Genomic DNA, 15,746 nt, shown 5'->3' on the forward strand with positions numbered 1-15,746 from the left:
TAGTTTATGAGAATTTGTTTTTTAATACCCGATGGAGTTGGTATTAGGAACTACCTTTATTCTGATGTGATTTCCCATTTAAAAAGTGCAGGACATGAGGTTATTCTGTGGCATAGCCTGGACCCGGGGATGATTGAATTGACGGAAAAAAGATTTGGGGAAAAATTTGAGCAACACAGATTTGAGCATCAACCAGACAACACGCTAGTTCAGCTTTATAGGGAAAGTGCCAGGTTTGCAAGGTTAGTTTTAAATGCAAAGCAGAAGAACAATCCTACTATCATGACAAACTGGATAGGAGGTATAGGTTCTTTTAAGAATAAAGCCTTAATGAATATGGCTGAGCTGGTAGGGAAGCAGGCCAAAACTTATGAGGATACTGCAGCTCTCGAGAATAAGAAGTTTAAACTGATCCGAAAATCACGAAAGTTTAAAAATGCCATTCAAAAGATAAAAGAGCTTAATCCTGACCTCATTTTTTGTACTCACCAAAGAGTCTTTAGTGTTACCGCAACTATGGAAGCGGCCAGATATTTAAATATCCCCACTGCTACAGCAATATTTTCTTGGGATAACTTGCCGAAGGGGAGATTACCTTTTCGAGCAGATCGGTATTTTGTGTGGTCGGACTACATGAAAAATGAACTTTTAGAATACTATCCTGAAATCCCGAAACATCAAATCGATATCACTGGGACACCTCAATTTGATTTTTACAGCGACCAAAATCTGATTATGGACAAAGAAGTCTTTGCTAATAAATATGGCTTGGATGCTTCTAAAAATTGGGTTTGTTTTTCAGGCTGTGATAGTATTACCTCGCCTAATGACGCCCTTTATTTGAAGGATGTAGCCTCATCTTTGAATGAACAAGACGATATTCAGTTAATTTTCCGACCAGTACCCGTAGAGTCAGAAAAGCGTTTTCAAACAGTTCTGGAAAAGCACAAAGAGGTAGTTTTATTTAAACCTATCTGGGAAAAAGGAAAAGATTGGGCAAATTATTTTCCATTGTTTGAGGATATCCAAGTACTAGTAAATATAGCCTATCATTGCAAAGTGGTAGTAAATATTGGTTCTACCATGGCCTTGGATTTCACTTCTTTTGGAAACGTAGGACTGTACCTCAATTATGACCATGCTGAATCTAAAGCAAATTGGTCGGTAGATACAACCTATAAATTTGAGCATTTCAAATCAATGGATGGTCTAAAGGCAGTAGGTTGGATAAATAGCCCAGCAGAAATACTTCCCATGATCCAGAAGGCTTTGGAAAAGCCAGAAGAAATAAGCCCCGACAATAAAAAGTGGTTTGAAAGAATCGTTCAACCCAACTCAAAACTGGCGTCAGCTAGGGTGGCAGAAGCATTGGCACAAATGGTAAACAAGGACAAATAAATGCATATATGCTTTTTGTCTAATGAGTATCCCCAAGAAGGCCATCATCATGGGGGAATTGGAAGTTTCCTAAAAGTAATTTGTAGAGGGCTTGTAAACTCAGGGCATGAGGTGACAGTCATCAATGGTACTAATGCCAAAAGAAGAATATGTGATGATCAAGGGGTAAAAGTCATTTATACCCCTTTTCGTTATGTCTCAGGGATTTCTTGGTGGTTTAATTTTCAAGCTGTAAATAAAGAGCTTAAAAACCTTCATCGAATTCAACCAATCGATATTGTAGAAGGGTCTGAAATGTCTTTCTCTTTTTTGAAGAAAATCAAGGGAGTAAAGTATATCATAAGACTTCATGGAGGTCACCATTTTTTTGCAGAAGGAGAAAACAGGGGGATTCAGCCATGGAAAGGGTTCCAAGAAAAGAGATCATTTAAAAAAGCTGATGCATTTATCGGTGTATCAGAATATGTGGTTAGTCATACAGAAAAATATATTTCCTTTAGAAATAAGCCTAAGGAAGTGATTTTCAACCCCATCAATACCGCATTGTTTAAAGAAGCAGATCTAGATCTAATAAAACCATCACAATTGGTTTTTGTAGGAACTTTAATCGAGAAAAAGGGGATAAGACAACTTTGCGAAGCATTGCCCATAGTCGCAAAATTGTTTCCAAATATTCATTTACATGCATATGGAAGAGATTGGAAAGATAAGGAAGGCCATAGTTACTTGGAAAACCTTAAAAAGAATTTAGAAACAGAAACCTTAAGAAAAGTTACTTTTCATGGTCCTGTTTCTCACGAAGAATTGCCTGAGATTTATAAACAATGCAATATTTGTGTTTTCCCTTCTCACTCAGAAACACTAGGTTTGGTTGCCCCCGAGGCCATGGCAATGCAAAGGGCAGTAATATTTACCAAGTTAGGTCCTGGACCTGAAGTAATTCAGAATGGCGTGGATGGCTGGCTTGTTGACCCAAGATCTTCAAATGATATTGCTAAAACTATCATAGATATTTTGGCTCATCCAATAAAAATGGGAAATGTAGCCACGCAAGCTGCAGCAAGTGCCAAATTGAAATTTGCTCCAGAAAATATCATTGATAAGAACATCAACTTTTACCAGAAAATTCTAGCATGAGGTTTTTAATAATTACCCATGTAGTTCATAAAAAAGTTGGTGAAAAGTTCTTTGGGTATGGGCCATATGTAAAGGAAATGAACCTTTGGTTCAATCATGTTGATCAAGTAGCTGTTGTGGCTCCAATGACTACCGGACATGATCCAGACCCTATCGATTTGGCTTATCAACACGAAGATATACGATTTAATAAGGTTCCAGAGTTTAATACACTGACTAGAAAGGATCAGATAAAATCATTGTTTACTACCCCATTGATTTTTTTTAAAATCATGGTGGAAATGGCAAAAGCAGATCATATCCACTTAAGGTGCCCGGGTAATATGGGACTCTTAGGAGCGATTGCGCAGGTGTTTTTTCCTTGGAAAATGAAATCCGCCAAGTATGCTGGAAATTGGGACTGGAACAGCAGTCAACCTGCTACTTATCGTTTCCAGCAAAAGTTAATTACTAGCGAATTCTGGACTAAGAATATGCAGGTGCTTATTTACGGTACTTGGGAGCCCATGACCCGTAACTTGAAAAGCTTTTTTACTGCAACTTATTCAAAATCTGAAATTACTCCCTGTTCTCCAAGAGAACTTAATGGGCCTCTTAGGTTAGTTTTTATTGGAGGTTTATTGCCAGGCAAAAGACCATTGATTAGCTGTGAATCACTCAAGCTTTTGGTCGAAAATGGGATTGATGCAAGATTAGACTTGTATGGAGAGGGGCCGGAAAGAGAATCTTTAGAAAAATTTATTGCCAGCAATGGTTTAGAAAATCATATCATTTTAAAAGGGAATCAACCCAGTCACATCATAAAAGAGGCTTTTCAAAATTCACATTTTCTGATTTTCACTTCAGAATCTGAAGGATGGCCAAAAGTAGTGGCAGAATCCATGTTTTGGGGCTGTTTACCTATTACAACTGCTGTTTCTTGTGTGCCTGAAATGGTTGGACATGGAAGTAGAGGACTTCTGGTAAACCCAAACCCGATTGAGGTTTTTGAACAAATTAAAACTTTAATAGATGATCCTCAGAAATATCACCAATTGTCTCAAAATGCAATGAATTGGTCAAGAGTTTATACGCTTGAGAAATTTGATGAAGAGATAAAAAACGTTTTAGCAAGTTGAAGCAAAAAGTTATTGTCCAATTAGTGGATACCCTTGATTTGGGAGGGACTGAAAGGATGAGCGTTAATTTAGCAAATACGTTTCAAGAACAAGGTTGGGAAAGCCATCTGGTGGTTTCGCGCCAAAGTGGTGGACTTCAAAACTATCTTAATCCTGAGGTGCAAGTGCACTTTTTAGAAAAGAAGAGTTTTAAAGATCTTAAGGCTTTTTGGAGACTATCAAAATTGACCCGAAAAATTAAGCCTGATTATATTCATGCACATAGTACGTCTATTTATTGGGCAGTACTTTTAAAAATGCTCGTAGGTTCATTTAAACTGATTTGGCATGATCACTTTGGCCTCAGTGATCAACTTGAAGAGAACAAAAGAAGCGAAATGGTGATCCTGTCCAAATGGATTGATCGGTTCATAGTTGTTAATCACAAACTGCTTGATTATTGGCAAAAGCTCCTTCCATACAGAAAAAATAGTATTGTTTACCTTTCCAATTTTCCCTACCTGAAGTTGAATGAATCTATTCAGAAATTGCCTCAGTTTACATTTTTAAATCTAGCAAACTACCGGCCTCAGAAAGATCAATTAACTTTAATTGAATCGTGCAAAATACTTGATAATGAAGGGTTTGACTTTCGGGTGTTACTGGTTGGCCAGCAAGTGGATTCAAATTGGGAGACTCAAATAAAGCAGAAGATATCTGAATATTCACTTCAAGAAAAAGTAAGGGTAAACGGACCTTCTGAAGATGTGACAAGTCTTTTGGCCGAGGTTCATGTAGGAGTATTAAGTTCAGAGTCAGAGGGTTTACCTGTTTCGCTTTTGGAATATGGTCTGGCAAAATTGCCAGTGATTTGCACGGATGTAGGAAATTGTGCAGAGGTTTTAAAAAGTGGAGAATTGGGGCAACTTGTAAAAGTCAAGGATCCTAAATTGCTAGCAGAGGCGATGAAACATAGTATCAATAACTACGAAGAAGAGGTAGGAAAAGCTCAGCAACTAAATCAATATGTTTTGGAAGAGTATGGTGCTTTGAAGTTTTTCGAGTCGTATCAAAAATTAGTAGGGGCAGTTAAATGAATAAAAGGTTAATCCAGCTTTTTCAGCGAAACACCAGTAGCCCGAATTTTATACCTGAAATTGATGGCCTTCGTTTTTTCGCCATCATGACTGTGGTTGTTTTTCATTTCCATTTTCTATTTGCAAAAGAAATAGCTCCGTTGGTTCAAATTAATCTTCCGGAGGCCCATTTTTGGCAATTAGGATGGTGGTTTGTCAGGTTGGATTTAGGGGTAAAAGTGTTTTTTGGCATCAGTGGATTTATTCTCAGCATTCCATTTTTGAATCACTATTGGTTTGGAGGGAGAAAAATCCAACTAAAAAAATATTTTTGGAGAAGGCTTACCAGATTAGAACCACCTTTTATTATAGCTCTCACTGGGTTATTTATAGTGCATATTCTAGTTTTGAATGAATCTTTTGAAGAGCTTTTTCCCAATTTTGTGGCTAGTATCTTTTATGTGCACGAAATTATCTTCAATGAATACTCCTTGATAAATCCTGTCACCTGGAGTTTGGAAACAGAAGTTCAATTTTATATTCTGATTCCATTGATTGCATTGATCACTCTTGGGAATAAAAATAAAATTACAGGCATACTTACTCTTTTAGCATTGTTTGTAGCCTCCCTGTTCTTCAAAAATTTTGTATTGACTCATCATCCCTATGGTTTAGGAACCAATATTCTCGTATTTCTAAGTCATTTTCTCATCGGAACTTTCTTTGCTATCCTTTTCCTATCTAGAAAGGAATGGGTGATGAAAAAGTCAATGATTTTTGACCTAATTGGAATCATAAGTTTTTTTGGGCTTTTCCTGTATTACAAGCCCCAGGCTCAAATTCTTAATAATTTCATGTTTAATTTTTGCCTCTTTTGGGCTTTCGTCGGGGTTTTTAAAGGAATTTTCATCAATAAAATATTTAGGTTGCCAGTGATTTACCTTATTGGAGGAATGTGTTATACAATATATTTGCTCCACCTAGCCTATTTTTATTTATTTGTGAAGGTGGCTCATGCTCTAATAATCTCAGATAATTATTTGATTAATTTAGTATTTCAGTTCTCTTTGGCTTTCGTAAGTTTAATGGTGATTTGCGCCTTATTTTATTTAGCTATTGAGAAACCTTGCATGGATAAAGATTGGCCAAAAAAATTAGGTTTGAAATTGCGACTAATATCTAAATGAACTTGACCAAAAAGAATATCTTGCTCAAAAAACGCTTGTTGAATGATTAAGCAATTAATCACCTCTAGGTCACCTGTTTTCTGGATATTATTCCATCTGGTGTTGGGAATGCTTTGTGCATTTTCTCCTTACCCATTGATTGCATGGTTTTACCTAACACTGCTATCTTCTATTTATTTGGTATTACGGCCAAGTACTCCCATATCCATCTATTCCTCTGTCATTGTCTATTTGATATCGATGGAGATTCTCGCAAGGATGAGTGGGACATCACCATATATTCCCTACGAGATGGGCAAATATTTATTTTGCTTATTGTTAATTGTTGGGATTATAAAATACAAAATCACTTCATTACCAGCTGTTTGGATGTTGATTTTGATTGTTCCCGCCTTACTATTTGACGTGTCTTATTCTGTCACGTTTTTAGATGTAATGTTTAATTTTTTAGGAGCATTTAATGTAGCATTGGCAATTATCTTATTTAAGGATAAGAGGCTTTCATTTGGGATGCTTAAAACTAATTTAAAGTTGATCATCTTTCCCATGATCGCAGTTTTGGCACATGCTTTAATTAAGGCTCCAGAAATTAATGAAATCGAGTTTGGTCTTAGTGCCAATACCGATGCTGCTGGAGGATTTGGGTCAAACCAAGTTTCTACAGCTATGGGCCTTGGCGCATTTTTGTTATTTATCTTTTGGTTAAATAGATGGAAGTTTTCAGGCTATCGTTGGTTGGATTCCACTTTACTGGGATTGTTTCTTTTGCAAGGATTATTGACATTCTCAAGAGGAGGTATGATCAGTGGGTTCTTTGGCATCTTTATTATTTTGGTTTTCCTAAGGATGGCTAGTCCTAAACAGATCGTAAAGTTCAATCTTGTCAGAATTGGGAAGTATTTTATTCCCGCAATATTTTTACTTGCAGGTACATTTTTTATAGTTAATACTTTAACAGATGGAATGCTTTTATTAAGGTATCAAGGTGAGACTGCAGGAACGCTTGCTGGTTCCAAAAGCAAAACTTTAAATACTATTTCCTCTGGACGGTTGGATATATTTATGGGGGATCTTGAGTTATGGATGGATAACCCGATTTTTGGAGCTGGAGTGGGAGCTTCTCAATTTGCAAGAGAAAAAATGACCGGAATTGTAGCCCATGTGGAGTTCAGCAGACTGTTGGCAGAACACGGATTATTAGGTTTGATTTATTTTATCTTATTGGTGTATTACGGTAGCAGGTTACCTCGATCTCACCCCAATCCATTGGTTGCTGGGGTTTTGACAGCTCTCTTTTTAGTCGGATTATTAACTAGTTTTCATGCAGCAATGAGAACATTTGTTTCCCCATTGCTGATAGGGTTAAGTATGTTTAGGATTACTGGTGCATATGGGGTAAAAAAAGTAGTAAAGAAGCCAGAGCCAGTTCAGGGCAACCAAATGATAACGACCATTTAATGTCGTTTAATTGATTAAATGAGAATATTAGTTTTTTATCAATATTTCGGAACCCCTAATGGAGGCTGGAGCACTCGATATTATGAGTTTACCCGGAGGTGGGTCAAGAAAGGGCATCAGGTTACAGTAGTAACAGCCCCATACTACAAGTCTGATATCAAAGCTGATGGTCTTATATCTAGGCAATCGGTAGAAGGTGTAAATCTAATTGTGGTTAATGCACCTGATTCTAATAAGGATAGTTTTTTGAAGCGGGCATTCAATGCGCTAAAGTTTGCTTTTATATCAATTTACTTTGCCCTTAAAGAGCCACATGATCTGGTTTTGTCTAGTTCTGGACCAATAACCACAGCCATTCCTGGCTTGATTTCCAAAAAGTTCAGGTCGAAGAAATTTGTCTTTGAAGTACGGGATTTATGGCCGGCAGGGGGTATCCAATTGGGGAAAATCAATAATTTATTTGCCCAAAAAATAGCTCTAAGTTTTGAAAAGCTGATTTATAAGAATTCAGATTTAGTTGTAGCCTGTTCAGTGGGAATGGAGGATGGAGTTAAAAAGGTAAATCCAGATAAACCCACCCTAGTAATCCCTAACTCCTCTGACGTCGTTTTATTTTCATCTATAACTGATAGGCCCTCAGGGTTTAAATCTGAATGGGAGAATACCTGTAATTTCATATATGCCGGATCCTTAGGGTTAATGGATGAATGTGAACAAATCATCAAAGGTTTTATAGATTCCAGAATGGAGGGTATTCACATGTTCTTTTTGGGAGATGGGGCTGAAAGGAATCATTTAGAGACTCTGGCAAAACAAAATGGGCTTCAAGAGAACATACACTTTATGGGGCTTCTTCCTAAAAAAGAGCTGGTAAAGTGGTTTCAGGCTGCTCGTGCCAGCTTTGTGACTTTTAAAAATATTGAGGTCCTTCATACCAATTCACCAAATAAGCTTTTTGATTCTTTTGCTGCAGGAATTCCTGTTATTCAATCTACAAAAGGTTGGATAGCTACCTTGGTAAATGAATCCAATTGTGGAATAAACGTGGATCCTGAAGATCCCAAATCCATGGCAGAGGCAATCTTATATTTAAGAGATAATCCTACGATAGCTGAAGAAATGGGGGGAAATGCTAAAAAATTAGCCATAGAAAGATTTAACAGAGATCATTTGTCTGAGATATTTTTGAAAGGTCTAATAGATACTCTAGGATGAAGTATTTATTAACGGGTGCCTCTGGATTTTTAGGGAATTACATTTCTAAAAAACTTCCCGGAGAAGTCATCAGCTTAGGGAGATCTGGAAATAATGAACTCATTTGTGATTTAAGTAATAAAGTTCCCGATTTAGTTCCTGTGGAAATGGTAATCCATAGTGCAGGCCATGCTCATAGGATTCCAAAAAATGAAGAGGAAGAGCAGCAATTTTGGAAAGTCAATTTTGATGGGACAAAGAACTTAACCAAGGGTTTAGAAAAACTGGAAACACTGCCTGAGACTTTTGTTTTTATCAGTACAGTGGCTGTTTATGGTTTAGAACAGGGTGAGTTGATTAACGAATCAACTCAAGAGAATCCACAGAGTCCGTATGGAAAAAGTAAACTTGAAGCTGAATTGTTTTTAACCGACTGGGCAGAAAAAAATAAAGTAAACTTGGTGATTCTTCGACTACCGTTAATTGCTGGAGGAGAAAATACACCAGGGAATTTAGGAGCGATGATTAAAGCAATTAGGAAGAATTATTACTTCAGGGTAGGTGAGGGAAAAGCTCGAAAATCCATGGTGTTAGCAGAAGACATAGGGACATTAATTCCAAATCTTGTAGGTAAAAGTGGAGTTTTTAACCTGACCGACGGAAAGCATCCAAGTTTAGCAGAATTAGATACATATTTGTCTGGGATTTACAATAAAAGAGTGAAACAAATCAATTATAGTTTACTTCAATCCCTGGCGAAAATTGGAGATTTTTTACCTTTTTTTCCATTAAACTCTTACCGACTGGAGAAACTCAGCAATGCCTTAACTTTTGATGATAGTAAGGCAAAAACAATTTTGGGTTGGGATCCAAACCCTGTCATAGGTAATCTGGATTTAAAATCCATATGAGTCAACAATCAGGAAAATCATATCGAATCTTATTTCTAGGTGAAACTTATAGAGCAGATGCTCAAACCTGGATTAAGGGGATTGAAAAAGTCTCAGGTGTCAAGATTGAGACCATGGAAGTGGATTCTAAAGGAAGTAGAGCTCTGCGAATGCTAAAGTTCTTGAAGTTTTGGATTGAAATTCTTCAAATCAAGAAAAATGAGTTTGATATAGTATTGGCTGAGAGGGCAACGAGCTACGGATTCTTTTCACTTTTTGTGCCTGCAAAAGTACATGTTGTTGCTCAGCAAGGGATCACTGATGCTTATCCTGAAACTGGGTTTTCTGGAAAATATAAAAGATTCCTGCAAAAGAAAGTCTATAAAAAAGTGGATCTAATTCACGCTTGGGGTGAAGTGATGGTACCTGCAATGTTGCAGTCTAAAGCCGATCCCGCAAAAATCCTTGTTATGCCAAAAGGTATGGATTTAAATAAATATGATTTTGTAGATCCATTTAAAAGGGAAATCAATTATAAGGCTATCGTCACCAGATCTCTGACTCAGGTTTATCATCATGAAATGATTTTGGAATCTTTGGCAATTTTAAAGAAAAAAAAGTTGCCGATTTTTCTAACAATTGTAGGGGATGGCGTATTAATGGATGATTTAAAACGTAAATCAGAACAGCTAGGAATTCAAGGACTTGTAGACTTTAAAGGTAGAATTTCAAATGAATCATTGCCACCTCTTTTGCAAGATTCCTCTATTTATATTTCAGTTCCTGAGACAGAGGGTGTTTCTGCATCCTTATTTGAAGCGATGGCTTCAGGCTGCTTTCCTATCGTAACAGATTTACCTGGAACAAGAGCGTTTATTAGAGATGGTGAAAATGGAATGCTGGTTCCCGTAAATGATGCTAAGTCTTTGGCAAAAGCTATTGAAAGTTTCTTGAACAGCTCGGAGAAATACTTTCCATCTATCAATCAAAACAGAAGATACATTGAAACTAAGGCCAATTTGGATAAAAATATGGCTATAATTTTTGAGAGATATCTTTCAATATTGAACTCAAAATCAGACTCAGAAAACTAATATGAGTCAGTTCCATAAATACGTTTTTATAAGAGGAGCTAAAAAGAGGAATCCTTTAATTTTCAAGCATTTTAAAGATTTGAAAGAATCCGAAATTTGGAGCAAGGAAGAATTACTGAAGCTTAATGAACAAAGATTAAGGGATTTATGTGTTTTCTCTTTCAACAATAGTCCATTTTATAAGAAGAGGTTTTTGGAGGTAGGATTTGATCCAGAAAAAGATTGGTCTTTGGAAGGGTTTAAAAAAATCCCTTTTACAACCAAAGCAGATTTGATTTCAAGAAATGAAGAGATCCATACACCAAGCCATTTTTTTAGGAAAAGATTCTATGTGGAAACTTCTGGAACTTCTGGGCAAATATTAACCTTCCACAGGGATGAAAGTTGGGATTCATTTAACAGAGCTAGCATTTGGAGAGGATACTCTTGGTTTGGTGCCAATCCATGGGATAAGAAATTATATTTCTGGGGCTATAACACAGCCAAATTAAAAAGAGCCAAGTTAAGGCTGATGGATTTTTTGGTGAATAGGTTTCGTCTTTTTGATTTCGAACCTAAAAAACTTCAAAAGCTTATTCCCAAGCTATCCCAAGTGAAAATTATTGAGGGCTATAGTAGTATGATTTATGAGTTGGCCAATGTATTGGATGGGAAGGGAGTGAAATTCCCAAACCTATGCATGGTCAAAGGTACTTCGGAGAAAATTTTCCCTCACTATCAGGAGATAGCCCAAAAAATTTATGGAATGAGGATAGTAAGCGAATACGGTTCTACTGAGTCTGGAATCATTGCTTTTGAATGCCCTGACGGAAATATGCACATTAATTTGGAAGGAGTATTTGTTGAAAAAGATCCTGAGGATGGAGGAATCATAGTCACCAATTTACAGAGCTATTCTTTTCCTTCTATTCGATATAAACTTGGTGATCAAATTGAATTAGCAGATCCCGACTTTGAATGCTCCTGTGGTATGAAGCATCCGGTTTTGAAAGAAGTCACTGGAAGGATTGGGAAAAATATTCAAGGTTCCGACAGAAATTACCCTAGCCTGACTTTGTATTACATATTCAAGAATATTTACTTCAATCAAGATCGAAAAATCGATTTTCAAGCCCATCAATACGAAAAAGGGAAGCTCCAAATCTGGTTGAAAGAACCAGTGACTAAGGAGTTGAGAAATATGATTTTAAATGAATCGAATAACTATTTTTCAGATATTTCATTGGAATTACTGGAAAATCATGACTTCAGACAACAAGCGGGAAAGCTTCGGGATTTTGTTTCCCATATCGAATAAATCGCTCCAATAATCATTAATCTTATTAAATCTTTATGTGCGGAATCGCCGGATTAATTTATAAACAAGGTAAACAGGTGTCCCTTGAGACATTGGAAAGAATGGGAGATAGTATTGCTCACCGCGGACCAAATGCCTCAGGAACTTTTTTTGAAAATCATGTAGGCTTTGTTCACAGAAGGTTATCCATTTTGGATCTTTCTGAGGCAGGAAACCAACCTTATCAATCTGAATGTAAACGCTATGTACTGGTTTTCAATGGTGAGATTTTCAATTTCAAAGAGTTTTATCCTGAATTAAAAAACAAGGGATATGTTTTCCACTCCACTTCTGATACAGAGGTTCTACTGTATTTGTTAATGGAGTATGGGTTGCAAGTTTTAGAAAGACTCAATGGTTTTTTTGCATTCTCCTTTTGGGATAGAGAGAAGCAGGAATTGACTTTAGTACGGGATCGTTTTGGAGTAAAACCCTTATTCGTTTACAGTGATAGCGAGCTTTTTACTTTTGGGAGTGAACCCAAAGCCATATTTCAAGCTGGAGCAAAGAAAGAAATGAATGATCAGGCTCTACCTGAATTGTTTTATTACCGATATGTCTCTGGTGAAAGAACCATGTTTAAGGGAGTGAAAAGAATTCTGCCAGGGTACCAGATTAAAGTAAATGCTGAAGGAGAAGTTATAGAAGAAAAAAGATGGTTTTCTCTAAAAGACGAAGCTCAGAAGCATGCTGCTATTTCCAATCCATATGATTGGTATGAGGAGACTTTTGATAAATCCATTGCTTATAGAATGATTTCGGATGTTCCAGTCGGTACACTCCTAAGTGGAGGGCTTGATTCGAGTTCGGTATTGTATAGCCAGGTAAATCAAGGTTATAAAGGATTGAGCGCATGGAATATCTCTTTCCAAAACTATCAGCATGATGAATCTACAGTAGCATCTCAGTTTGCAAAGAGTCTGGATGTAGATTTTTATACCAAAGAGTTTAAGGGGGAAGAATTGATGGGGCTAGTTTTGGAGTCAATCAAAAATCATGATGAACCCCTAATGCATCTTCAAGATGGACATATCCTAGGTATTTCCAGATTTGCTAAGGAGAAAGTTTCTGTTTTACTAAGTGGGGAAGGAGCTGATGAAATTTTAGGTGGATATGTAAGGTACAAAGTGCATGACAAAGCTTGGAGATATCAACTGCTTCAGGCCTTGCAATATGTTCCAGATAGATTCTTAAACACAGATAGGCTCAAGAAAATGAAGCGATACTTGAAATCCGGTAACGAGGATTTCCAGATGATGAGTAATTCAAATGAGATATTCCTATCAGATTTTGATGGAATGGGAGTTCAGTTGGGGGATTTAAATGTAGAATTTCGCCAAAGAATTTTAGAGGAGGCTAAATCACTTTATCCTTCCAATAGATTTAGACAATTGCTATACTTGGAGCAACATACCCATTTATATACATTGAATGATAGAAATGACAGGACCACAATGGGGGCATCCATTGAATGTAGAGATCCGTTTTTAGATCCAAATCTAGTGATAGGTACAGCTAGCTTGGAGGATAAATATTTTGATTCGGAAGGAAAAGGGAAAAAATTGCTTTTTAACTCTATAGGAAAGCACTTACCCGATTACATTACTAAACATCCGAAAATAGGTCTTTCTGTGCCATGGAATGAGTACTTCCTCAAGCAAGAGGAGTTCAAGAGTCATTTCGACCAATTGGAGAAGAGCCCCATTTTTGAGGCGCCGATTTTTCAGAAAATGAACATTAAAAAAATAAAAGCTGATTTTGTCCAAGATAATACTCAAAACTATGGGCTAATCAGGCAGTTTTTCTTTCTCTCACTTTGGCATAAAGTTCATTTCGAATAAACCCTATCTCCTTACATGGTTAAACTATTTATTGGCGAAGGGGATTTTAAATCGAACCCTTTATTTGAGATTTTTCAATATGAGGAAAATGGAAGCATTGGGATTTCTCCTTTGGCAAAGCCATTTTTCCGAAAAGTAGAGGAGGCTCAAGATGCTGACTGGTTATTAATGCCGGTTTTTATTACCAGTCTAACCTCTCCAAAAGGGCAAGAGTTGATAAAGGAATTTGTTAACCTTGGGAAAAAGTGCCAAAAGCCGGTAGGAGTGTTTTCAAACTCAGATTACTTGACTGATCCTGGCTCCAAGGATGTCTGGATATTTTCGCCAGGTACTTACCGCTCAATCCAAAATCTCGTTGAGCTTCCTGCTGTCATCCCATTTGACCCGGTAGAGAAGTGGTTTAAAGGAGATTGGAGGCCACTTGATAAATCAAAAAGTAATTCCTTGGGTTTTTGTGGTCAGGCGACCTTACACCCATTAAAGGCTTTAAAGGACTATTTGAAACTGAGCCAAGTTAGGAAAGAGATAGATCGTGGAATTTCTCCATTTCTATATGTGCCATTCTTTTTACCGGTTTGGGAAAGAGGAAGGCTATTAAAAAACCTATCGAAGCATAAGTCTTTAAAAACAGATTTTGTGCTTAGGCAAAAATACCGAGGAGGTTATGGTTCGGAGGAGCATGCAATTAAAACAGAAAGAGAATTCTTTGAGAATATTGAAAAGAACCTTTTTACACTTTGCTTAAGAGGTTCGGGTAATTACTCTGTAAGATTTTATCAAACACTCGCAATGGGGAGAATTCCTGTATTGATAGATACAGATTCTAATTTGCCTTATGAAGATGTTATCCCATATCAGGATTTAATAGTGAAAGTCCCTTACTCTGAGAGGACTGAAGTGGGATCAGCCATTCAAAAGTTTTTGGAAGGAAAGTCAGATGAGGATCTGCAAAAAATTCAATCGAAATGTAGACAGGTATGGAAAGATGCTTTTCAACCGCCTGGTAGTTTAGAGTTTTTTGCAAAGAAATTAAATAGGATTGCCCTGAATAAATAATCAAGTTATTCTTAGCCAAAAATGTCCGTAATAACCGTTTTAAATATCCCAAATTATTATTGCTCATACTATTTAAAGGGAATGAGTGATAATTTTACACTGAAGTTTCATGCGGACCAAGGATTTGAAAAGTGGAATGGAAAACCCTTTTTGATTTTTGAGTTTCAAAATAAATTGGTTGCAATCGATAATGATGATCCCATTGGCGTTCATCAGGATTTATATGACCAAGTTGATTTTTATTTTGCAACAAACAAGTTGCTTGATAAAATAGACTACCAGCAAGAAAATGTATTGCCCCTGTTCCCACATTACCCAATTAATAATTGGACTGGCTATGCCAAATTATTTGGCTTTAATTGGTTTTCTCAGGTGGGAGGAAAAGCTTGTTTAAAAGATATTTATGCACAAAGAAGAAGGCCGGCATACCAAAATTATGAGCCTTCTTATGATTTTTCTCCTTATGTTTTTTTCGCAGGCTCTATCTGGAAAAAAGAACAATGGGCGAATGAGGTAAGAGCCTCATTTATTTCTGCTTGTATCAAGAATCCAAATCTCACTTTTGAAGGTGGATTATTGCCAAGAACAGATGGGGATAATTTGGGCTTTGACGAAGTGTTAAGTAAGAAAAGGTATTCTTCAGTTGAGTTTTCAAATAACTCAGCGAAATCACTTGTTGCTTTTAATAATCCAGCCGTTTTGGGTGCAATTAGTTGGAGGGTAGCCGAACTTTTCAATCGAGGCTCTTTTATTTTAAACTTACCTTGGATGATTGACTTACCGATTGCTCCCAAACATGGAGAAGAGATACATATCCTTCAAGATATCAATGAAGTTTCAGAGTTTTTAGATTTTATTCTTTCCAATCCGGAGTACCATAAAAAAGTTTGTTTGGGTGGTAAATCCTATTTTGAAAAACATTGTACCCCTCAATCACAAGTTCATTTTATTTTAGAAAAGGTGACTTCTCAACCTTAAAACC

Annotated in this window: 13 protein-coding genes; all 13 read left to right on the plus strand. The window is 36.8% G+C overall.

Annotated features, from left to right (window positions below; translation table 11 throughout):
- Positions 1-6 precede the first annotated feature (6 nt).
- Positions 7-1,398, plus strand: a complete 1,392-nt coding sequence (locus ALPR1_RS08815) for a hypothetical protein (RefSeq protein WP_008200049.1) — start codon at positions 7-9, stop codon at positions 1,396-1,398.
- On the plus strand, positions 1,399-2,535 hold the full coding sequence (locus tag ALPR1_RS08820; protein ID WP_008200052.1) for a glycosyltransferase family 4 protein: 1,137 nt from the start codon (positions 1,399-1,401) through the stop codon (positions 2,533-2,535).
- A complete protein-coding gene (locus tag ALPR1_RS08825; protein WP_008200053.1) occupies positions 2,532-3,653 on the plus strand; it encodes a glycosyltransferase in 1,122 nt (373 codons plus the stop codon). The genes ALPR1_RS08820 and ALPR1_RS08825 overlap by 4 nt, the downstream gene beginning before the upstream one ends.
- Entirely contained in the window at positions 3,650-4,729 is a 1,080-nt protein-coding gene (locus ALPR1_RS08830; RefSeq protein WP_008200054.1) for a glycosyltransferase, read from the plus strand. The genes ALPR1_RS08825 and ALPR1_RS08830 overlap by 4 nt, the downstream gene beginning before the upstream one ends.
- Positions 4,726-5,895: an acyltransferase family protein gene (locus ALPR1_RS08835; protein ID WP_008200055.1), complete on the plus strand. Its 1,170-nt coding sequence runs from the start codon at positions 4,726-4,728 to the stop codon at positions 5,893-5,895. The genes ALPR1_RS08830 and ALPR1_RS08835 overlap by 4 nt, the downstream gene beginning before the upstream one ends.
- A gap of 42 nt (positions 5,896-5,937) precedes the next feature.
- Positions 5,938-7,353, plus strand: a complete 1,416-nt coding sequence (locus ALPR1_RS08840) for an O-antigen ligase family protein (RefSeq protein ID WP_008200057.1) — start codon at positions 5,938-5,940, stop codon at positions 7,351-7,353.
- 18 nt (positions 7,354-7,371) lie between these two features.
- A complete protein-coding gene (locus ALPR1_RS08845) occupies positions 7,372-8,568 on the plus strand; it encodes a glycosyltransferase family 4 protein (protein WP_008200059.1) in 1,197 nt (398 codons plus the stop codon).
- Complete coding sequence (locus ALPR1_RS08850) at positions 8,565-9,458, plus strand: NAD-dependent epimerase/dehydratase family protein (protein ID WP_008200061.1); 894 nt, start codon at positions 8,565-8,567, stop codon at positions 9,456-9,458. Before ALPR1_RS08845 ends, ALPR1_RS08850 begins: the two co-directional genes overlap by 4 nt.
- Positions 9,455-10,531 carry a glycosyltransferase gene (locus tag ALPR1_RS08855; RefSeq protein ID WP_008200063.1) on the plus strand — a complete coding sequence of 359 codons (1,077 nt, stop codon included), beginning with the start codon at positions 9,455-9,457 and terminating at the stop codon, positions 10,529-10,531. Before ALPR1_RS08850 ends, ALPR1_RS08855 begins: the two co-directional genes overlap by 4 nt.
- A gap of 1 nt (position 10,532) precedes the next feature.
- Positions 10,533-11,828 carry a phenylacetate--CoA ligase family protein gene (locus ALPR1_RS08860; RefSeq protein WP_008200064.1) on the plus strand — a complete coding sequence of 432 codons (1,296 nt, stop codon included), beginning with the start codon at positions 10,533-10,535 and terminating at the stop codon, positions 11,826-11,828.
- Positions 11,829-11,863: 35 nt separating this feature from the next.
- Positions 11,864-13,708 carry an asparagine synthase (glutamine-hydrolyzing) gene (gene asnB / locus ALPR1_RS08865; RefSeq protein ID WP_008200067.1) on the plus strand — a complete coding sequence of 615 codons (1,845 nt, stop codon included), beginning with the start codon at positions 11,864-11,866 and terminating at the stop codon, positions 13,706-13,708.
- A gap of 15 nt (positions 13,709-13,723) precedes the next feature.
- Positions 13,724-14,764 (plus strand): exostosin domain-containing protein, encoded by a 1,041-nt coding sequence (locus tag ALPR1_RS08870; RefSeq protein ID WP_008200070.1) that lies wholly within the window; start codon positions 13,724-13,726, stop codon positions 14,762-14,764.
- A gap of 81 nt (positions 14,765-14,845) precedes the next feature.
- Positions 14,846-15,742 (plus strand): hypothetical protein, encoded by an 897-nt coding sequence (locus ALPR1_RS08875; RefSeq protein ID WP_040302690.1) that lies wholly within the window; start codon positions 14,846-14,848, stop codon positions 15,740-15,742.
- The last annotated feature ends 4 nt before the right edge of the window (positions 15,743-15,746 follow it).

It is taken from the genome of Algoriphagus machipongonensis, assembly GCF_000166275.1.
Classification (GTDB): Bacteria; Bacteroidota; Bacteroidia; order Cytophagales; family Cyclobacteriaceae; genus Algoriphagus; species Algoriphagus machipongonensis.